This window comes from Streptomyces sp. D2-8 (assembly GCF_023184515.1).
In the GTDB taxonomy this organism is placed as follows: Bacteria; Actinomycetota; Actinomycetes; order Streptomycetales; family Streptomycetaceae; genus Streptomyces.
The window spans coordinates 92,892-112,074 of record NZ_JAAHBP010000010.1 but is presented as its reverse complement, the minus strand read 5'-3'; the positions used below and the strand labels follow the sequence as shown (position 1 = coordinate 112,074).

13 protein-coding genes and 1 pseudogene are annotated in these 19,183 nt (G+C 73.9%); 5 read left to right on the top strand and 9 right to left on the bottom strand.

The window, feature by feature from the left end; genetic code table 11:
* Nucleotides 1-168 (top strand): annotated as a pseudogene (locus tag G3I77_RS20395) (hypothetical protein); the annotation flags it as partial.
* Nucleotides 169-214: 46 nt separating this feature from the next.
* Here the strand turns inward: G3I77_RS20395 and purH are convergent.
* Both purH and purN read right to left on the bottom strand, forming a co-directional pair.
* Nucleotides 215-1,777 carry a bifunctional phosphoribosylaminoimidazolecarboxamide formyltransferase/IMP cyclohydrolase gene (purH, locus tag G3I77_RS20390; RefSeq protein ID WP_248505776.1) on the bottom strand — a complete coding sequence of 521 codons (1,563 nt, stop codon included), beginning with the start codon at nucleotides 1,775-1,777 and terminating at the stop codon, nucleotides 215-217.
* Nucleotides 1,774-2,412 (bottom strand): phosphoribosylglycinamide formyltransferase, encoded by a 639-nt coding sequence (gene purN, locus G3I77_RS20385; RefSeq protein WP_248505774.1) that lies wholly within the window; start codon nucleotides 2,410-2,412, stop codon nucleotides 1,774-1,776. The genes purH and purN overlap by 4 nt, the downstream gene beginning before the upstream one ends.
* A 305-nt stretch (nucleotides 2,413-2,717) precedes the next feature.
* Here purN and G3I77_RS20380 point away from each other — a divergent pair, with 305 nt between their 5' ends.
* Nucleotides 2,718-3,527, top strand: a complete 810-nt coding sequence (locus G3I77_RS20380) for a hypothetical protein (protein WP_248505772.1) — start codon at nucleotides 2,718-2,720, stop codon at nucleotides 3,525-3,527.
* A gap of 4 nt (nucleotides 3,528-3,531) precedes the next feature.
* Here G3I77_RS20380 and G3I77_RS20375 read toward each other — a convergent pair whose 3' ends face one another.
* Nucleotides 3,532-5,364, bottom strand: a complete 1,833-nt coding sequence (locus G3I77_RS20375) for a DUF6350 family protein (RefSeq protein WP_248505770.1) — start codon at nucleotides 5,362-5,364, stop codon at nucleotides 3,532-3,534.
* 96 nt (nucleotides 5,365-5,460) lie between these two features.
* Between G3I77_RS20375 and G3I77_RS20370 the strand changes: the two genes are divergently transcribed.
* The gene (locus G3I77_RS20370) at nucleotides 5,461-6,726 is read left to right on the top strand and encodes a helix-turn-helix domain-containing protein (protein ID WP_248505768.1); all 1,266 of its coding nucleotides are present in this window, start codon (nucleotides 5,461-5,463) and stop codon (nucleotides 6,724-6,726) included.
* Between the two features lie 96 nt (nucleotides 6,727-6,822).
* Here G3I77_RS20370 and sucD read toward each other — a convergent pair whose 3' ends face one another.
* From sucD to G3I77_RS20340, 6 genes are all read right to left on the bottom strand, one after another.
* Nucleotides 6,823-7,707 (bottom strand): succinate--CoA ligase subunit alpha, encoded by an 885-nt coding sequence (gene sucD, locus G3I77_RS20365; protein ID WP_248505766.1) that lies wholly within the window; start codon nucleotides 7,705-7,707, stop codon nucleotides 6,823-6,825.
* A gap of 21 nt (nucleotides 7,708-7,728) precedes the next feature.
* On the bottom strand, nucleotides 7,729-8,907 hold the full coding sequence (gene sucC, locus G3I77_RS20360) for an ADP-forming succinate--CoA ligase subunit beta (RefSeq protein WP_248505765.1): 1,179 nt from the start codon (nucleotides 8,905-8,907) through the stop codon (nucleotides 7,729-7,731).
* 542 nt (nucleotides 8,908-9,449) lie between these two features.
* On the bottom strand, nucleotides 9,450-10,628 hold the full coding sequence (locus G3I77_RS20355; RefSeq protein ID WP_248505763.1) for a hypothetical protein: 1,179 nt from the start codon (nucleotides 10,626-10,628) through the stop codon (nucleotides 9,450-9,452).
* A gap of 202 nt (nucleotides 10,629-10,830) precedes the next feature.
* Nucleotides 10,831-11,997 (bottom strand): VWA domain-containing protein, encoded by a 1,167-nt coding sequence (locus G3I77_RS20350; RefSeq protein ID WP_248505761.1) that lies wholly within the window; start codon nucleotides 11,995-11,997, stop codon nucleotides 10,831-10,833.
* 139 nt (nucleotides 11,998-12,136) lie between these two features.
* The gene (locus G3I77_RS20345; protein ID WP_248505759.1) at nucleotides 12,137-14,533 is read right to left on the bottom strand and encodes a DUF5682 family protein; all 2,397 of its coding nucleotides are present in this window, start codon (nucleotides 14,531-14,533) and stop codon (nucleotides 12,137-12,139) included.
* 85 nt (nucleotides 14,534-14,618) lie between these two features.
* Nucleotides 14,619-15,749, bottom strand: coding sequence for an AAA family ATPase (locus tag G3I77_RS20340; RefSeq protein WP_248505758.1), 1,131 nt, complete (start codon nucleotides 15,747-15,749; stop codon nucleotides 14,619-14,621).
* Nucleotides 15,750-15,894: 145 nt separating this feature from the next.
* On the opposite strand from G3I77_RS20340, the gene G3I77_RS20335 reads away from it, so the two are divergent.
* Together G3I77_RS20335 and G3I77_RS20330 are read left to right on the top strand one after the other, a co-directional pair.
* Nucleotides 15,895-17,250 carry an SWIM zinc finger family protein gene (locus G3I77_RS20335; protein ID WP_248505756.1) on the top strand — a complete coding sequence of 452 codons (1,356 nt, stop codon included), beginning with the start codon at nucleotides 15,895-15,897 and terminating at the stop codon, nucleotides 17,248-17,250.
* 130 nt (nucleotides 17,251-17,380) lie between these two features.
* The gene (locus G3I77_RS20330; RefSeq protein ID WP_248505754.1) at nucleotides 17,381-19,060 is read left to right on the top strand and encodes a DUF5691 domain-containing protein; all 1,680 of its coding nucleotides are present in this window, start codon (nucleotides 17,381-17,383) and stop codon (nucleotides 19,058-19,060) included.
* Nucleotides 19,061-19,183: the final 123 nt, after the last annotated feature.

The window sequence follows — 19,183 nt, the reverse complement described above, 5'->3', positions numbered from 1 at the left end:
GGCTACCGCCTCGCCCAGGCCGAGGACGACCGCGTCGCCATCGCCCGCATCCTCGCCGACCCGACCATCAGCGCGGCACTGCGCGCGGCCGCCGAGGACGCCATCGACGGCACTCCGGAAGAGCTGCGGTACTTCCTGGAGGTCGGGCGGTACGAGGTCGACGGCTGACGCGTCCGGAGCAGGCCGGCGGTGCTGCCGGCCCGCTCCGCCGGTCTCAGTGGAAGAAGTGCCGCGTCCCCGTGAAGTACATCGTGATGCCGGCCTTCTGCGCGGCCTCCACGACCAGTTCGTCACGGACGGAACCGCCGGGCTGGACCACGGCCTTCACCCCGGCCTCGGTGAGGATCTCCAGGCCGTCCGGGAAGGGGAAGAAGGCGTCGGACGCGGCGTACGCACCCGCGGCGCGCTCGGCACCCGCCCGTTCGACGGCCAGCTTCGCGGAGTCGACACGGTTGACCTGCCCCATGCCCACGCCCACCGAGGCACCGTCCTTGGCGAGCAGGATCGCGTTGGACTTCACCGCGCGGCAGGCCTTCCAGGCGAAGGCCAGCTCGGCCAGCTCGTCGGCACTCAGCGCCTCGCCGGTCGCCAGCGTCCAGTCGGCCGGGTCGTCGCCGTCGGCCTGAAGGCGGTCGGTCACCTGCAGCAGCGCGCCGCCGTCGATCGGCTTGACCTCGACGGGGGCGGTGGGCCCGTCGGCGCAGCGCAGCACGCGGATGTTCTTCTTCTTGGTGAGGGCCTCCAGGGCCCCGTCCTCGTAGCCGGGCGCCACGATGACCTCGGTGAAGATCTCCGCGACCTGCTCCGCCATCTCCTTGCTGACCGGGCGGTTGACCGCGATCACGCCGCCGAACGCCGACAGCGGGTCGCAGGCGTGCGCCTTGCGGTGCGCCTCGGCGACGTCCGCGCCGATGGCGATGCCGCACGGGTTGGCGTGCTTGATGATCGCGACACACGGCTCGGCGTGGTCGTACGCGGCACGGCGGGCGGCGTCCGTGTCCGTGTAGTTGTTGTACGACATCTCCTTGCCGTGCAGCTGCTCGGCCTGGGCGAGGCCGCCCGTGCCGGAGACGTACAGCGCGGCCGGCTGGTGCGGGTTCTCGCCGTAGCGCAGGGTGTGCTCGCGCTCCCAGGTGGCGCCGAGGAAGTCGGGGAACCGCGACTCGTCGACGGGCGCGTAGGAGGAGGCGAACCAGGAGGCGACGGCGACGTCGTAGGCGGCCGTGTGCTGGAAGGCCTCGGCGGCGAGCCGCTTGCGGGTGGCGAGGTCGAAGCCGCCGGTCTGGACGGCCTTGAGCACATCGGCGTACCGGGCCGGGCTGGTGACGACCGCGACCGACGGGTGGTTCTTGGCGGCGGCCCGGACCATCGACGGCCCGCCGATGTCGATCTGCTCCACGCACTCGTCGGGCGAGGCACCGGAGGCGACGGTCTCGCGGAACGGGTAGAGGTTGACGACGACGAGGTCGAACGGCTCGACACCCAGCTCGGCGAGCTGCTCGCGGTGGCTGTCCAGGCGCAGGTCGGCGAGGATTCCCGCGTGCACGCGCGGGTGCAGGGTCTTGACGCGGCCGTCCAGGCACTCGGGGAAGCCGGTGAGCTCCTCGACCTTGGTGACGGGGACGCCGGCAGCGGCGATCTTCGCGGCGGTGGAGCCGGTGGAGACGAGCTCGACCCCGGCCTCGTGGAGCCCGCGCGCGAGGTCCTCGAGCCCGGTCTTGTCGTAGACGCTGACGAGCGCCCGGCGAAGGGGCCGCTTGTTGCTCTCGGCGGTCACTGGATAACTACCTTTCGTCCCTCAATGCGATAGCCGTTGCGGGCGAGGCGCCCCACGACCTCGACGAGCAGCCTTCGCTCGACTTCCTTGATGCGCTCGTGCAGAGCGCCTTCGTCGTCCTCGTCCCGGATCTCCACCACGCCCTGCGCGATGATCGGCCCGGTGTCGACGCCGTCGTCGACGAAGTGGACGGTGCAGCCGGTGACCTTGGCGCCGTACGCGAGCGCGTCCCGCACGCCGTGGGCTCCCGGGAAACTGGGCAGCAAAGCAGGGTGGGTGTTGACGAACCGACCGCCGAACCGGGCCAGGAACTCCTTGCCGACGATCTTCATGAACCCGGCGGAGACGACGAGGTCGGGCTCGTGGGCGGCGACGGCCTCGGCGAGGGCGGCGTCCCACTCCTCGCGGCTGCCGTGGTCCTTGACCTTGCAGACGAAGACCGGCAGCCCGGCGCGCTCGGCGCGCGCCAGTCCCTCGATGCCCTCGCGGTCCGCGCCGACGGCCACGACCTCGGCCCCGTACGCCTGCGCGCCGACGGCGGCGATCTCGTCGAGCAGCGCCTGCAGGTTGGTGCCGGATCCGGAGACCAGCACGACGAGGCGCTGGGCGCGCGGGGCCACGGGCTTGGCGGCCACGGTGGGGGCCTTTCTCGGGGGAGCGTCTGTCCAAGGTGACCGGCGCTTAACGTTTTGTACATTCATACGAATGCTTTGCGTCCCCGGATACGGGGAAGCCTACGAACCGGCCGACCGTCAGCAACGATACCGGCACACCGGGCGGCCCCCACGGGACGGGGGCGTGGCCGGAAGGTAGCGTCTGGGCGGAGCCGGTTCGGGAACGACGTCCGGACGTGGTGCGTTCAGAAGGTGACGGACCCGGGTCCGACGCCGTTCAGTTCAGTCCACTCATTCCTCCTCACCAACGGGAAGACGCTCACTTGATGCCGGACCGCAGCCTGCGCCTCCTCACGTTCCCCCAGCTGTCTTCGCAGGGAGGGGAGCGCGGCGCCGTGCTGCTGCGGGAGCGCCCCAGCTCACCGCCCGACGCGCCGTCGGGCGGCGACGGCGGGGAGAAGCAGGGGCGCGGATCCCAGGAGGACAACCCCTTCGCCCCGCCGCCCGAGGGCACGCCGGACCGGCCCTGGCAGCCGCGGCGCCCGTCGGGCGACGACTCCGAGGACTCCCGCAACGGCGACGGGGGTGACCGCTCTTCCTGGGGCAGCCAGTGGAGCGACCAGCAGCCCGGCCGCTCCCCCGGCGGCTTCGGCGAACGCCCCCGCGGCGGTCCCGAGGGCCAGGGCGGCCCCCAGGGCGGCGGCCCGAACGTGCGCTGGGACCCGAAGGATCCCGTGCAGCGCCGGGCACGCTACGCCCTGCTGTCGGGCATGTGGGCCTTCTTCTTCGCGCTCTTCAGCTGGCCGTACGTGGCACTGCTGCTGGGCGCGCTCGCCCTCTACTGGGCCATCAGCTCCCTGCGCGCGGGGCCCCGCAGGACCGACCCGGACTCCCCTGCCCCCGCCCCCGCCCCCGAGCAGCGGGGCGGCGGCGGCCGCCCCCAGACGACGGCGGCGGTGAGCGGCCTGGTCACGGCGTCCCTGGCGATCGCCCTGGTCGCCGCGTCCTTCACGGCACAGCTGGTCTACCGCGACTACTACACCTGCACCAACGACGCCCTCACCAACCAGGCGAAGCAATCCTGCTCCCAGCTTCTGCCCGAGGAGCTCCGGGGGTTCCTGGGGACGGACGACTGACGCTTCAGGCGTTGTCCGGCGGCGAGGACCGGTCGGGCGGGGCCGGGGCGTCGTACGGCTCGGCGGCCGGGTCGGACGGCAGGAAGTCGTAGAGCTCGAGGTCCGCGTCGTGGTCCTGGTCCCGCAGGCCGTACAGGGCGTCGTGCTCGAAGGGCGCGTAGGGGTCGTGGGGCGCGTTCGGTACGGAGTCCGAGGTGTGGGGCGACGGCGCCCCGTTCGCCGGTGAGGCGTCGCGCCCGGAGCGTTCGCCGTCCTCGGCGCCCCAGGCGACGCCGGGAGCTCCGACACCCCAGAGACCTCCGGCGTCCTCGTCTCCCCCGGCCCGTCCGGCTCCCCGGGCTCCCCCTGCGGCTCCGGTGCCCCCGGCCACCCCCGCGATCCCCGCGACTCCGGTCCGCGTGAACCAACCGCGGCCGCCCTTCCGGGCACCGTCGGCCGCTTCCTCCCGCTGCTTGCCGGCCTTCGACTCCTCGGCGCGGGGCGTCCGGCATCGCCAGGCCCGCACTCCCACCGCCGTCGGGATCGCCAGCAGCCCCAGCCAGGCCAGCGTCGCGGCGGCGACCTGCCACCACACCGGCCCGAAGCGGGACAGCGCGGCAGAACCGAGCGGGCCGCCCGACAGCGCGGCCAGCCCCGCGAGTACGGCCGCGCACAGGACCGACGCCAGTGCGGCGGCCCGGGCGGTGCGGCCGGTCGACCAGACCGCGGCCCGCGTGCCGCCCGGTCGCGTCCCGCCGCGCTCCGCGGCTGCCGCGCCCCTGGCCACCGTCCAGCCCACGACCCCTCCGGCGACCACCGGCACCACCGCGGCCGCCCAGTGCACCAGCGTCCCCTCCCCCGCCTCCGGCACCGCCGCCAGCAGCGGAAACGGCGGCAGGAACGGGGCCGGCGCCGAGACCAGCGGGCCGACCGCGTGGCCGGCGCCGAGGACGAAGCCGGGGCCGAGGGCGTAGGCGGCGCCCCACACCGCCGCGTTCGGGACCAGGGCCGCGCACAGCAGCACCACGGCGAACCGCCCCGACCACCCCTCGGTCAGCCGGAGCAGCGACGCCTGGGTTGCCGCGCCGTGCCACACCAGCGACGCCACCACCAGCAGCGCACCACCCCCGAGGAGCACCGCCACCCCGGCCGCCGTGGCCCGGGCGGCGACGCCGGGGCGCCCGTCCGGGCCGAGCACCAGCGGGCGCAGCCCCACCGGCAGCACGCCCAGCAGCCGCCGCAGCGGCCGGCCCGGACGGCCGTACGCCGACCACACACCCGCCCCCGCCGCCACGACGGCGACCAGCGGGACGCACACCCCCGTCCAGACCCACGACGGACGCAGCACACCGCCTGCGGCGTACAGGGCGGCGGGCGTGGCGACGGCGAGGTAGCCGAGGACGACACCCGCCCACGCGGTACGAGGGGAGACCAGGGGCGGGCTCGCGACCACCTCGATGCCCTCCCCGAAGTCGTCGTCCTCCTCGCCGCCCCCGCCGTCCGTGGCGTCCCGCGCCGCCCGGTGCAGCAGCCATACCGGCAGCGTGAGCAGCAGCAGGGGCGGGATGCCGAGGGGGGCGGGGACGCCGGAGAGCGTGTCGGTGCGGACCAGCTCGGCACCGTGCGCCAGCAGCCACAGCGCCGCCGCCACATGCATGGCGCCACCGGGCCCGCTGTCCGGGTACGGCGAGCTGATCCACAGCAGCATCACGAGCACGGCGAACGACGCGAGCCCCAGACCCGCCGCCAACGCACCACCGGTGAGGCCGCCGACCAGTCCTGACGAACGGTCCCGCATCCGAGTGCGCAGGGGCGACGGCGAACGACGGCGAGCGGTCATCTCGATCACGACCGCCATGCTCCCAACGACACGCGCTTTCCCGGCGTAACAGGCGAACCATCGCTGTGTCGCTCAATATATGTTTATGTACTTTTCCGGACGGAGGGGCGTCCTGTGACACAGAGCCCTGTCATCCCCCTCCCACCGCCCAAGGAACGCCGACGCCTGCGCGAGGCCGCCTCGCTGACGCGGGCTCAGCTGGCCTCCCGGGTGGGCGTCACCAGCGAGACGGTGCGCGGGTGGGAGACCGGCCGGTCCACGCCGCGCGGCCGCAAAGGGGAGAAGTACGCGAAGCTGCTCAACTCGCTGGGTGACGAGCCGGAGGTGACGCCTTCTCAGGACGGCGCCGCCGATCCCGACGACCCGGAACCGGCGTCCGGGGCGGCGCCCTCACGGCGAGGCTCCCGGGCCGGGCGCAGGGCCGCCGCCGCCGACCGGAAGCGACCCGCCGCGAAGGACCGGGGCCGCGGGCCCGTCACCGTCCCGGACCGGAGCCGCGGCCCCGTCCCGCACGGACACCGCGTCATCCTCACCGAGCGCCCGCGCACCACGCCCCCACGCCGGCCGGACGACGCCATCTCCGCCCTGACCCCCGATCAGGCCTTCGACGCGCTGTACGCCTTCTGCGCCCCCGCGCTCGTCCGGCAGACCTATCTGCTGACCGGCCGCCGTGAACGGGCCCGGGAGTCGGTGGAGCGGGCCTTCCAGATCGCCTGGCAGCGCTGGCCCGAGGTGGCCCGCGACCGCGACCCGGCGGGCTGGGTGCGCGCGATGGCGTACGAGTGCGCGCTCTCCCCGTGGCACCGGCTCCGCCCGCGCTACCGGCACCCCGAACCGCCGCCGCCCGACGCGTTCGACCGGGCGCTGATGGACACCCTGCTGAAGCTTCCGCCGTGCTACCGCCGCACGCTGGTGCTCTACGACGGGGTCGGGCTCGGCCTGCCGGAGACGGCGGCGGAGACGGAGGCGAGCACCCGCGCGGCCGTGAACCGGCTGGCGCACGCGCGCGAGGCGGTCGCCGAGCGGCTGCCGGAGCTGGCGGACCCGGAAACGCTGCACTGGCGGCTGGTCGAGCTGGCCTCCACCGAGCGGCTGCGGGCCGCCAAACCGCCCGTCGTACGGAAGGGCGGGGAACGCCGGGCCCGCTTCTGGACCCGGGCCGCCATCGCCTTCACGGTGGCCCTGATCGGCGCCACGGCCCTCACCGCCCGCACGGCCCCCACCCACTACGAGCCACCGGTACCGGCGGGAGAGACGGTTCAGGGCGTGCCGCCGCCGGTCGCCCCCGGACCGCTGTCGGAGTCGGAGCGGGAACTGCGCGCGAAGCTGCGCAAGGAGGAGCAGAAGGGGCCGGAGCGGTTGATGCCGCAGCCCCGGTGACAGCCTCCCCCAGGGCAAAGGGGTGGGCCCGCTCCCCGTACGGGGAGCGGGCCCACCCTTGCGCGCTACGGCGGTGTTCAGCCGGCGAGGCTGTACTCAGTAGCCGAGAATGGCGCGCGCCAGCTTGGCCGTCTCGGTCGGGGTCTTGCCGACCTTGACGCCGGCGGCCTCGAGGGCCTCCTTCTTCGCGGCGGCCGTGCCGGAGGAGCCGGAGACGATGGCGCCTGCGTGGCCCATGGTCTTGCCCTCGGGCGCGGTGAAGCCCGCGACGTAGCCGACGACCGGCTTGGTCACGTTCTCCTTGATGAAGGCCGCGGCCCGCTCCTCGGCGTCGCCGCCGATCTCACCGATCATGACGATCAGGTCGGTGTCGGGGTCGGCCTCGAACGCGGCGAGGGCGTCGATGTGGGTCGTCCCGATGACCGGGTCGCCACCGATGCCGACGGCGGAGGAGAAGCCGATGTCCCGCAGCTCGTACATCATCTGGTACGTCAGCGTGCCCGACTTCGAGACCAGACCGATGCGGCCCGGCTTGGTGATGTCGCCCGGGATGATGCCGGCGTTGGACTGGCCCGGCGTGATGAGACCGGGGCAGTTCGGGCCGATGATCCGGGTCTTGTTGCCCTGGGACACGGCGTACGCGTAGAACGCGGCCGAGTCGTGGACCGCGATGCCCTCGGTGATGACGACCGCGAGGGGGATCTCGGCGTCGATGGCCTCGACGACGGCGGCCTTGGCGAAGGCCGGCGGGACGAAGAGGACGGATACGTTCGCGCCCGTCTTCTCCATCGCCTCGGCGACCGTGCCGAAGACCGGGATCTCGTTGCCGTCGATGTCGACGGACGTGCCCGCCTTGCGGGGGTTCACGCCACCGACGACGTTCGTGCCGTCGGCCAGCATGAGCTTGGTGTGCTTCATGCCCGTGGCACCGGTCATGCCCTGGACGATGACCTTGCTGTCCTTGTTGAGGAAGATAGCCATGGCTGTTTAGTCCCTCGTCCCTTACTTCGCAGCCGCGAGCTCGGCGGCCTTGTCGGCCGCTCCGTCCATGGTGTCCACGCGCTGCACCAGCGGGTGGTTGGCGTCGGAGAGGATCTTGCGACCCAGCTCGGCGTTGTTGCCGTCCAGACGGACGACCAGCGGCTTGGTGACTTCCTCACCGCGGTCCGCGAGCAGCTGCAGCGCCTGGACGATGCCGTTGGCGACCTCGTCACAGGCGGTGATGCCACCGAAGACGTTGACGAAGACGGACTTGACGTCCGGGTCGCCGAGGATGATCTCCAGGCCGTTCGCCATGACGGCGGCGGAGGCGCCACCACCGATGTCGAGGAAGTTGGCCGGCTTCACGCCGCCGTGCGCCTCACCGGCGTACGCGACGACGTCCAGGGTGCTCATGACGAGACCCGCGCCGTTGCCGATGATGCCGACCTCACCGTCGAGCTTGACGTAGTTGAGGTTCTTCTCCTTGGCGGCGGCCTCGAGCGGGTTGGCCGCGGCCTTGTCCTGAAGGGCCTCGTGCTCCGGCTGACGGAACTCGGCGTTCTCGTCCAGGGAGACCTTGCCGTCCAGGGCGATGACGTCACCGGAGGCGACCTTGGCCAGCGGGTTGACCTCGACCAGGAGGGCGTCCTCCTTGATGAAGGTGTCCCACAGCTTGACGAGGACGTTCACGACCTTGTCGGCGACCTCGGCCGGGAACTTCGCGGCCGCGACGATCTCGCGGGCCTTGTCCTCGGTGACACCCTCGTTGGCGTCGATCGGCGTCTTGGCGACGGCGTCGGGGCGGGTGGCCGCCACCTCCTCGATCTCCACGCCGCCCTCGACGGAGGCGATGGAGAGGAAGGTGCGGTTGGCACGGTCGAGGAGGAAGGAGACGTAGTACTCCTCCAGGATCTCCGGAGCCGTCTCGGCGATCATCACCTTGTGGACCGTGTGGCCCTTGATGTCCATGCCGAGGATGTTGGTCGCATGCTCCACGGCCTCGTCGGCGGTGCCGGCCAGCTTCACGCCGCCGGCCTTGCCACGGCCGCCGACCTTCACCTGGGCCTTGACGACGGACTTGCCACCGAGGCGCTCGGTGGCTGCGCGGGCCGCCTCAGGCGTGTCGATGACTTCACCGGCCAGCACCGGTACATCGTGCTTGGCGAAGAGGTCCCTCGCCTGGTACTCGAACAGGTCCACGCGCTTCCGTCCCTATCAGTGATCTCGCGGTTCGTTGTCTGCGTGGGCGTGCCGCGAGGGCAACGTGACGTCCGCTGTCTGTCACAAGGGAGGCGCACACGGTGTCCGAGCGCGCGGCATGTCCGTCTCGCAGGTTATCGCTGCTTCCCGGAGGCCTCTAAATCGAGGGTCACACCTGAGCGGTGATACCTGTCACATGATGCCGTGCTCTCTGGCACGGCGTGCCGGGGGTGAGGGGCCTCACCGGGCTGGGGTTGACCCGGTGAGGCCCGCCGGACACCCCCGAAGGAGCACGAAGGCCCTGATCAGGGCCCGGCTCCCCGGGGCGCGGGGCGAGTGATCCCCACCCCAATGGGGACCACCCGTCCCATCCACGAGGGCTCGGCCTCGGACAGCCGACGGCTTTCGGCCGTCCGGACGTGACGCCTCGTGAAGCACTGGGAGGGGAGGGGTACCGCGGGCACCCCGGGCGGGGTCGGCCGGCGAGGCTCTCCGCCCCTGGGGGCGGGCCTGTGGCGGGGGGCCTCGGCGGTCCGTTCCTGCTAGCCGGGGAAGAGGTGGATGTCCCGGTGGCCGCCCCGGGTGCCGACAACGTGGGCGCGGGCCGCCGCACCGGGCACGAGCGTGAGCGGCGCCCGGAGGCTCGCGGTGACGGCGTGGACGTCGCCGTGACGCGACGAGCCGCTGTCGGCCAGGGACCGGTTGCCCAGCGCACCGCCGGGACGACCGCCGGGCGCGTGGGCGGCGGGGGTGCGTGCGGTGTGCGTGGACGGGTCGGGGTGACCGAGGTGAGCGGGGTGACCCGGGTGGCCGAAGTGGCTGAGGTGGCCGAGGTGGTCTGCGTGTCTGACGTGGTGCGTGTGGGAGTCGGGGAGTATCGGGCCCGTGTGAGCGGCGTGGGGCTTGTTGCCGTGGACCAGGAGGTCCGGCGTCCCGGCCTGCCGCGGGGAGCCGGTCCCGTCCGTCGGCGCCGTCGTCCCGTCCGGCCGCGGGTCAGCCGTGACCGGGGTGGGGAGGGGGCGGCTGGGGAGCGCCGGGGGGCTGGGGAGCCCGGGGAGAGTGGGGAGAGCGGGCGCTCCCGGGAGCGCGATGTCACTGCCGGGGGGAGCGGGCAGGTCCGGCAGGCCCGGCAGCGCGGGAGGGTCGGGGAGTCCTGGCAGGGTGGGCAGCGCGGGTGCCTCGGGCAGGCCAGGCAACGAGGGCAGTGTCGGCAAGTCGGCCGGTACGGGGAGGTCCGGCAGAGTCGGGAGGCCGGGCAGCACCGGGTGCGACGAGGGTTTGGACAGCTCTCGCAGCTCTGGCTGCTTCGGCAGATCCGGCTGCTTCGGCAGCTTCGGTAGATCCGGCTGCTTCGGCAGCTTCGGTAGATCCGGCTGCTCTGGCTGCTTCGGCTGCTCGACGTGCGACGGCCGCTCGGGCGACTGCGACCTCGAGGACGACAAGGGCGGCGCGGGCGACGACACCTTCACCCGGGACTCCGCCAGCCCCTCGCTCACCGCCTCCCCGGCACCACCGGCACCCCGAACGAGCCGGTCAACGCCCTGCCCGGCCCGGCTCTCCGGCAGCGCCCCTACGCCGTTCTCCGCATGGGCCCGCTCCCCCCACAGCAGCCCGATGACCAGCAACCCGCCCAGCAGCAGGGCCACTTGGAGCGCACGCCGCCCGGCCGCTGTGCGCAGCGTGCGCAACGCGGCATCGGGCAGGGCTGCTGACCAGGTCAAGAGGGGGAGCTTCCTCCCGTGCGACGGAAGCGGTACTGCCCGGCCGGCGCCACACACGGCCAAGCAGGCGCCGATCCTCGCACGGGAGTGCGGAGGTTGCGCAAGCCCTTGCTTACCGAAGGGCCGTCATGTCCGTTTTACTGCTCCACGCCGGACGACGATGCATCGACAAGTCGTCATCCGCCCCCTCACGCCGGGCCCTTCACGCCGCATCCGGTATCGGCAACGGCCGCTTCTCGATCGCCGCCGCCATCACCTCCGGAAACAGATCGGGCGTGCACGCGAACGCCGGTGCCCCCAGCGCCGCGAGCGCGGCCGCGTGCTCCCGGTCGTACGCCGGTGCCCCCTCGTCCGAGAGCGCCAGCAGCGTCACGAACTGCACGCCCGACGCCTTCATCGCGGAGACCCGCTTGAGCATCTCGTTGCGAATGCCGCCTTCGTAGAGGTCGCTGATCAGCACGACCACCGTCTCCGCGGGCCGGGTGATCTGCGACTGGCAGTACGCGAGCGCCCGGTTGATGTCCGTGCCACCGCCGAGCTGCGTGCCGAACAGCACGTCGACCGGGTCGTCCAGCTGGTCCGTGAGGTCGACGACCGCCGTGTCGAAGACGACGAGTCGCGTGGAGATCGTCCGCATCGAGGCGAGCACCGCCCCGAACACCGATGCGTACACAACCGATGCCGCCATGGATCCCGACTGGTCGATACAGAGGATGACCTCCTTCTTCGTGGACTGGGTCGCCCGCCCGAACCCGATGAGCCGCTCCGGCACGATCGTTCGGTACTCGGGCAGGTAGTGCTTGAGGTTGGCCGCGATGGTGCGGTTCCAGTCGATGTCGTGGTGGCGGGGCCGGCTGATCCGGGCGCTGCGGTCGAGCGCGCCGGTGAGGGTGGCCCGGGTGCGGGTGGCGAGCCGCTTCTCCAGGTCCTCGACGACCTTGCGCACCACGGCCCGGGCCGTCTCCTTCGTGGTCTCCGGCATCGCCTTGTTGAGCGACAGCAGCGTGCCGACGAGGTGCACGTCGGCCTCGACCGCCTCCAGCATCTCCGGCTCCAGCAGCAGCGTGGCGAGACCGAGCCGGTCGATGGCGTCGCGCTGCATGACCTGCACGACGGAGGAGGGGAAGTACGTCCGGATGTCACCGAGCCAGCGCGCCACGGACGGCGCCGACGCCCCGAGCCCCGCCGAACGGTCCCGGCCCCCCTGTGACCTGCCGTCCTTCCTGCCGTAGAGCGCGGTGAGCGCTCCGTCCATCGCCGCGTCCCGCCCCGACAGCGCGCAGCCGGTGCCGTCCGCCGCGTCGCCCCCGAGCACGAGCCGCCACCGCCGCAGCCGCTCCTGCGCCGGGTCCGTGTTCTCGGACGTCATCCCCGTCCTCCCTTGCGAGGCCGTTCCCACAGTGGGATCACCGGCACGGTCGTCTCCGGTCGCCTGTCCTCCCGGAGGCCGCCCGTCCCGGTGTCCCCCGCTTCCGGCGTCCTCGTCCGGCCCCTCAGTGCCTCGGTCGTCATCCCGTCACCCCCGCCAGGTCGTTGTCGGTGTTCTCGTCCACTTCGTCCAGCCCGAGCAGCAGCCGCACGACCGGCAGCACGGCGTCGGCGCGCACCGTGTCGAGGTCGGCCGCGAAGCCGGGTATCCCGGAGCCGGCGGCTGTCGCGCCACCCCCGGCTCCCGGTCCGCGTCGGACCAGCTCGCCGAGGGTCCGGCGCACTCCGGGTTCGTACGCCGAGAACGTCCGCCGCAGCAGGGGCAGTACGTCGGCGAAGGCCTCGGCCGGGACACCGGTCAGCCATGCGTCGACCAGTCCGAGCAGCCGCTCGTCGTGCACCAGGAGCATCCCGCCCCCGGAGCCCCCTCCGACGAAGCCCTCGATCCACGCGGCCGCGTCCGCCGGCGGTGTGCCCGGCGACAGGACGAGTCCCATCAGCAGGGCCGCCTCGTCCTGGGCCAGCTCCCCGTCGTCGAGCAGGAGCCGCACGGCCCGGCCCCGGATGACCCCGGGCACGGTGTCCCGCCCGGACAGCACCCGCAGCACCGACTGCCAGCGGCCTCTCAGCCGGCCGTGTCCCGCCGCGGAGGCGTCGCCCAGGAGGCCCACGGCCCCGTGCACCGCGTCCACATGGCGCCGCATCTCCTCGGCGGCGTCCGTGTCGAGCGCGGCGCAGGCCGGGGGAAGGCCCACGAAGACCCGCTCGGCCAGTCCCGCGGCGACCTCCGCCAGGGCGCCGGTGTCCGTGCCGCGCACGTCGCCGTAGCGCAGGGAGCGGGCCAGGGCCGGGAGCGCCTGGGCGAGATGGCCGACGTCCGTGTCGAGGGCCGCCCGGTCGGCGAGGATCCGCATCACCGCCGGCAGCGCGTCGGGCAGTTCGGCCAGCAGGCAGCGCTCGGCGAGCGCGGTGACGTCGGCGAGCGCCTGCGTGGTGACGGCGTCCGCCTCGGCCTTGGCGGTCACGGCGGACAGGACGGTCGTCCCCCACACCCCGGCCTCGGCGACCCGCACGGACAGCTCGGGCTCCCAGCGCAGCCGCCACGTCTCCCGGAACGTGCCGGTGCTGCCCCTCGAGGCGGCCGGTTCGCCCCACGCGATGCCGAGCAGCCGCAGCCGGTGCAGCAGCCTGCTGCGGGCGGCGTCGTTCTCCTTGCGCAGGTCGAGTTCCACCTCCCGCTCCTGCGCCTCCGGCTTCAGCCGCAGCCGGCGCTGCAACCGGGCGAGGTCCCGCTGCAACGGCACCGCCGGCGCCGACGGCGGCACCTCCCCCAGCACGTCCCCCACGACCAGCCGGTCCCGCACCAGCGCCAGCGGCACGTCCGAGCCCTCGCACATCACCGCCCGCACCGCGTCGGTCGTCTCGCTGAGGCCGGGCAGCGGACGGCCGCGCATCGCGGCGAGCGTTTCGGCCAGCCGCACCGCCTCGATGACGTGCGCGGAGGACACGATCCGGTCCTCGGCGCGCAGCAGCCCCGCCACCTTGGTCAGCCAGCGCTCCACCGGCCGGTCCGGAGCACTGAACAAGTGCCCGTACCAGCCCGGCGAGTCGATGCCGGCCCCGTACCCGCTGCTCCGGGACAGCCGGCGGTGGGTCCACGGCACCCAGGTCATATCCGTCTTGACCTTGGGCAGCCCTTTCACCATCGCCTTGTCGGCGGCGACGGTGGTCCTCTGCCGCAGCGCGGGCACGTGCCAGGCCCCGCAGACGACGGCCACGCCGTCCTCGAACTCCCGCTGCGCGGCCCGCACCTGGAGCCGCATGTACGCCTCCCGCACCAGGTCCCGGTCCTGTCCCCCGCTGCCGTAGGTCTCCCGCAGCGCGCCCATGGCCTCCTCGAGCGCGGTGAACGGGGCGAGTGCGTCGCTCTCCCCCGCGCCCCGGTGCTCCACGACGTCCTCCCACCACCGCTCCGGGTCCTCGTAACCGGCCGCTTCGGCGAGCACTCCGAGCGGATCGATCCGCAGGTCGGCGGAGCCGGGACCGGTATCGCCGTCCGCCGCCGTCTCGGCGTCCAGAGGGCGTTCGCCCTCGGCCCCCGCCTCGTCCCCCTGCCTCCCCCAGGCCAGCGTGTGCGCGGCCGGCAGGTCGATGAAGCGGGCCGGGACGTCGTGCTCCAGGGCCCAGCGGATGGCGACCCACTCCGGGGAGAACCCGGCCAGCGGCCAGAACGCCGAGCGGCCGGGCTCGTCCACGGCGTGAGCGAGCAGGGCGACCGGCGGCCGCATCTCCTCGTCGGCGGCGAGCGGGATCAGGGCGTCGGCCTCGGGCGGCCCTTCGATCAGCACGACCCGCGGCCGGACCTCCTCCAGCGCCGCCCGCACCGCCCGCGCCGACCCCGGCCCGTGATGCCGCACCCCGAGCAGCACCGGTCCCGCCCCGGCCCGCTGGCCCACGGCCCTTTCCACACCGGTCACTTCATCCCCCTCCCGTCCCGCACGTCCCGACCCCCGCCTGCGGGCGATCGCCGCCCCACCACCCGGGGCCCCCGCCCCGCGTCCCTCACACGCTCACCTCGCGGCAGGCCCGGTAGAAGTCCTTCCAGCCGTCGCGCTCGCGGACCACCGTCTCCAGGTACTCCTGCCAGATGACCCGGTCCGCCGCCGGGTCGCGGACCACCGCGCCGAGAATGCCCGCGGCGACATCGCCCGGCCGCAGCACGCCGTCGCCGAAGTGGGCCGCCAGGGCGAGCCCGTTGGTGACGACGGAGATCGCCTCGGCCGTGGACAGCGTGCCGCTGGGCGACTTCAGCTTCGTCCTGCCGTCGGCCGTCACCCCGTCGCGCAGCTCGCGGAAGACCGTGACGACCCGGCGGATCTCGACCAGCCCGTCGGGCGCGGCCGGCAGGTCGAGGGAGCGGCCGAGCTGGTCGACGCGCCGCGAGACGATGTCGACCTCGGCCTCGGGGCTCTCCGGCAGCGGCAGCACCACGGTGTTGAAGCGGCGGCGCAGGGCGCTGGACAGGTCGTTGACCCCGCGGTCGCGGTCGTTGGCCGTGGCGATCAGGTTGAAGCCGCGGACCGCCTGCACCTCCTGGCCCAGTTCCGGTATCGGCAGCGTCTTCTCCGACAGGATCGTGATCAGCGTGTCCTGTACGTCGGCCGGGATACGGGTCAGCTCCTCGACGCGGGCCGTCATGCCCTCCGCCATGGCCCGCATGACCGGGCTGGGCACGAGGGCGTCGCGGCTCGGGCCGTGGGCGAGCAGCTGCGCGTAGTTCCAGCCGTAGCGGATGGCCTCCTCCGGGGTGCCGGCGGTGCCCTGCACCAGCAGCGTGGAGTCGCCGCTGACCGCCGCGGCCAGGTGCTCGGACACCCAGGTCTTCGCCGTGCCCGGCACGCCGAGCAGGAGCAGGGCGCGGTCGGTGGCGAGCGTGGTGACGGCGACCTCGACGATGCGGCGCGGGCCGACGTACTTGGGGCTGATCACCGTGCCGTCGGGCAGGGTGCCGCCGAGCAGGTACGTCGCGACGGCCCACGGCGACAGCCTCCAGCGGGCCGGGCGCGGACGGTCGTCCTGAGCGGCCAGCGCGGCGAGTTCCTGGGCGAAGGCGTCCTCGGCGTGCGGTCGCAACGCCTGGGCCGCTTCCGTCTCCCCCGCTTCGACGGACGTCGGCTCTACGGACACAGTCATGGCAAAGTCCCCCTCCAGCTGGGCCGGTTCGGATCTGGCACCAACGTTGCACCACACCACTGACAATGCGCCCTGACCTGCGAAAACGCCCTGCCGGAGCCGCTCGCGGACCCGATTGTCAGTGGGGGGATCTACCTTCGGTGGCATGACTCAGCAGGGGGTGCGCTGGACCGCGGACCAGGTGCTGGCACTGGCGCCTGACGCCGCATCACGCAAAGCGGGAAGCAAACTCGGCGCGGCAGGGCCGTGGTCCGAGGCGGGGAGTTCCGACGAGGGGACGGTGTGGGGGCTGTGCAAGGGCAGCGGAAGCAAGCCGTATCAGACGGTCGTGGACATCGCGGACGCCGCCGGGCCCGCGTACAAGTGCAGTTGTCCGAGCCGCAAGTTCCCGTGCAAGCACGCGCTCGGACTGCTGCTGCTCTGGGCCGCCGACGACGCGGCGGTGCCGCCGGGGCAGGCGCCGGAGTGGGCCGGGCAGTGGATAGCGGGGCGGCGCAGGCGCACCGAGGAGAAGAAGGCCGGCGACGGCTCCGGTGCGCCGTCCGGGTCCGCTGATCCGGAGGCGGCGCGGCGCCGGGCGGAGCGCCGGTCCGAGCGGGTCTCTGCGGGTGCGGTGGAGCTGGAGCAGCGCCTGGTCGATCTGCTGCGCGGCGGACTGGCGTCCGCGGAGCAGTCGGGGTACGGCCTCTGGGAGGAGACGGCGGCCCGCATGGTCGACGCCCAGGCCCGGGGCCTGGCGGGCCGGGTGCGGGAGTTGGGGGCGATCCCGTCCACGGGTCCGGGCTGGCCGGTGCGGCTGCTGGAGGAGTGCGCGCTGCTGCATCTCCTCGGCCAGGGCTGGCTGCGCCGCGAGCGGCTCCCGGACGGCCTCGCCGCCACGGTCCGCTCCCGCATGGGCCTCCCGGCCTCGGCGGACGGCCCGCCGCTGCGGGACCGCTGGCTGGTGCTCGCCCAGTACGACACGACGGACCCGCGCCTGACGACCCGCCGAATCTGGCTGCACGGCGCCGACTCGCACCGCACCGTGCTGCTCCTCTCCTACGGCGCCGCCGGCCGCGCCCCGGAGCTGGCGCTCCCGGTGGGGCTGGCCCTGGACGCCGAGGTGTCCGCGTACCCGGGCGCCGGGCAGCTGCGGGTGGCCCTGGGCGAGCAGTTCGCCCCGCCCGCGCCCGCGGCGATACGCCCGCCGGGGGTGACCACGTCCCGGGCGGCGGCCCGTTACGGCGACGCCCTGCGCGACGACCCGTGGCTGGAGTCCGTGCCGGTGACGCTGGACCGGGTCGTTCCGGTCCCGGACGGCGACTCCTGGCAACTGGCGGACGCCGACGAGGACGCGGCGTTGCCGCTCACTCCCGCCGCGCGGTCCCGGCCGGGCCTGTGGCGGCTCGTCGCCCTGTCGGGCGGGGCCCCGGTCAGGGTCTTCGGCGAATGCGGCCACCAGGGCTTCACGCCGCTGACGGCCTGGCCCGAGGGACCGGGTGACGCGGTCGCGCTGTGCTGAACCGGGGGGCTGCCCACGGCGCTTCGGCACGGCCCCACCCCTCCCCCAGATCCACGAATCTTTCAGGCATCACGGGACAACCGGTAAGGGCGAGCCTTCAACTACCGGGCGCCCCGCGGAAAGGAAGCTCATGACCATGTCCTCCGCTTCTGTGGACGCGCCGGGCGCGGACGCCTGGGAGGGGCTCGTCACCACCGCGCTGCTGGGCACCGACCGGCGCACCCCGCCGGGCACCGCGCCGGGCCCGGACGCACCCGTGGCACTGCTGGACGCGGCGGCGGTGGAGACCGTACGGCGGCGGGCCGGTCTGCGCCCGGCGCGGGCGGCCGAGCGTCCGCAGCCGGCTCCGCGGGACGTGCGTCCGGCGCTGCCGGCGGCGGCCGCCCGCAGGCTCGCGATGCTGCTGGCCGACCGCCCCGGCCCGTCCGGCGGCGGCCGGCGGGGCGCCGCGCCCGACCTGACGGAGCTGCTGCCGCAGTGGCTCGCGACGGCGAACGCCCGTGGTTTCGCACCGCCTCCGCAGGTGCTTCCGGCGTTGCTGGACGCGGCCCGGGGGCGTACCGACCTGCGTCCGGCGGCGCTGGAGTTCGCGGGGCCGCGGGCCCTGTGGCTGGCCCGGCTGAACCCGGACTGGCGGTTCGCCCTGCGCGCGACCCCGGGCGGCGGAGCGGCCCTGCCGCACCTCGAGGACGACGAGAGAATCCAGCAGCTCTGGCAGGAGGGCCTGTTCGCCGAACGCGTCGCCCTGCTGTCCGCCCTGCGTTCTCGTGAACCGGCCGCCGCACGCGACCTGCTCGCGACGACCTGGGCGACGGAACGGGCCGAGGACCGGCTGATGTTCCTCGACTCCCTGCGCGCGGGCCTCGGCCCGGACGACGAGCCGTTCCTGGAACAGGCCCTGTCCGACCGCAGCCGCAACGTCCGGGCGACGGCGGCGGAACTGCTGTCGGCCCTGCCCGGTTCGGCGCTCGCCGCGCGGATGGCGGTCAGGGCGGGGGCATGTGTGGCCATCGACCACCTGCGGACCGTGCGGCCCGGAGGAACCGGTGTCGAGGGCCTGGGACCCGGGGGGACCACGGGGGCCGCCCGGGCGATCGCCGTCGAGGCGCCGCACGAGTGCGATGCGGGCATGGAACGCGACGGCGTCGTGGCGAAGGCCCCCGCAGGTCGCGGCGAACGGTCCTGGTGGCTCGGTCAGCTGGTGGAGGCGGCGCCCCTCGCGACCTGGTCGCGGCGGCTCGGCGGGCGCACGCCCCGGGAGATCGTGGCGCTGCCGGTGGCGGACGACTGGCAGGGCGAACTGCACGCGGCGTGGTGCCGGGCGGCGGTGCGCCAGCGGGACGCCGAGTGGTCACGTGCACTGCTCGGGGAGCCGTCGGCGCCGGAGGCGGGCGGACCGGGTGCGGTGTCCCTTGCCGAACGGGCCAAGCTGCTCGGCACGCTGGGCGCCGCCGAACGGGCCGAGTGGGTGGCCGGCTTCATCGCCGCGCACGGCCTGTCCGAGGCCTTCCAGCTGCTCGGGGTGTGCGGGGTGCCCTGGGCGGCGCCGCTCGGCCGGGCCGTGGTGGACGCGCTCAACATCGCTCGGGACGCGGGGAGTTATCCATGGAGTTTCAGCGGAGTCATGGGCCTGGCCGAGCGCTGCCTCGACCCGTCCGAGGCCTCCCGGCTCGACGCGCTGCTGGCCGTCCCCGACGAACCGGAGAACGCGTCTCCGGGAGCCGGTGGCTACTGGGCGGAGGCCTTCCAGCGCCTGGTCACGACCCTGCGTCTGCGCGCGGCGATGGCCGAGGAGCTGGGAGCGGCCTGACCCCTGTCCGCACATCCGGCGACGCGCGCCACGACACGCTCGACGACGGACGACAGGCGGCAGCCGGCGACGGGTGCCCTCCATCGACCAGCCGCTGCCGGGCATGCCGACGACCGGGACGGC

Bases quoted from the DNA above. Each gene is read 5' to 3' on its own strand.
- G3I77_RS20380 (WP_248505772.1), top strand. From the start codon at position 2,718: ATGCCGGACCGCAGCCTGCGCCTCCTCACGTTCCCCCAGCTGTCTTCG.
- G3I77_RS20375 (WP_248505770.1), bottom strand. From the start codon at position 5,364: ATGGCGGTCGTGATCGAGATGACCGCTCGCCGTCGTTCGCCGTCGCCC.
- sucD (WP_248505766.1), bottom strand. From the start codon at position 7,707: ATGGCTATCTTCCTCAACAAGGACAGCAAGGTCATCGTCCAGGGCATG.
- G3I77_RS20350 (WP_248505761.1), bottom strand. From the start codon at position 11,997: ATGACGTCCGAGAACACGGACCCGGCGCAGGAGCGGCTGCGGCGGTGG.
- G3I77_RS20340 (WP_248505758.1), bottom strand. From the start codon at position 15,749: ATGACTGTGTCCGTAGAGCCGACGTCCGTCGAAGCGGGGGAGACGGAA.
- G3I77_RS20335 (WP_248505756.1), top strand. From the start codon at position 15,895: ATGACTCAGCAGGGGGTGCGCTGGACCGCGGACCAGGTGCTGGCACTG.
- G3I77_RS20330 (WP_248505754.1), top strand. From the start codon at position 17,381: ATGACCATGTCCTCCGCTTCTGTGGACGCGCCGGGCGCGGACGCCTGG.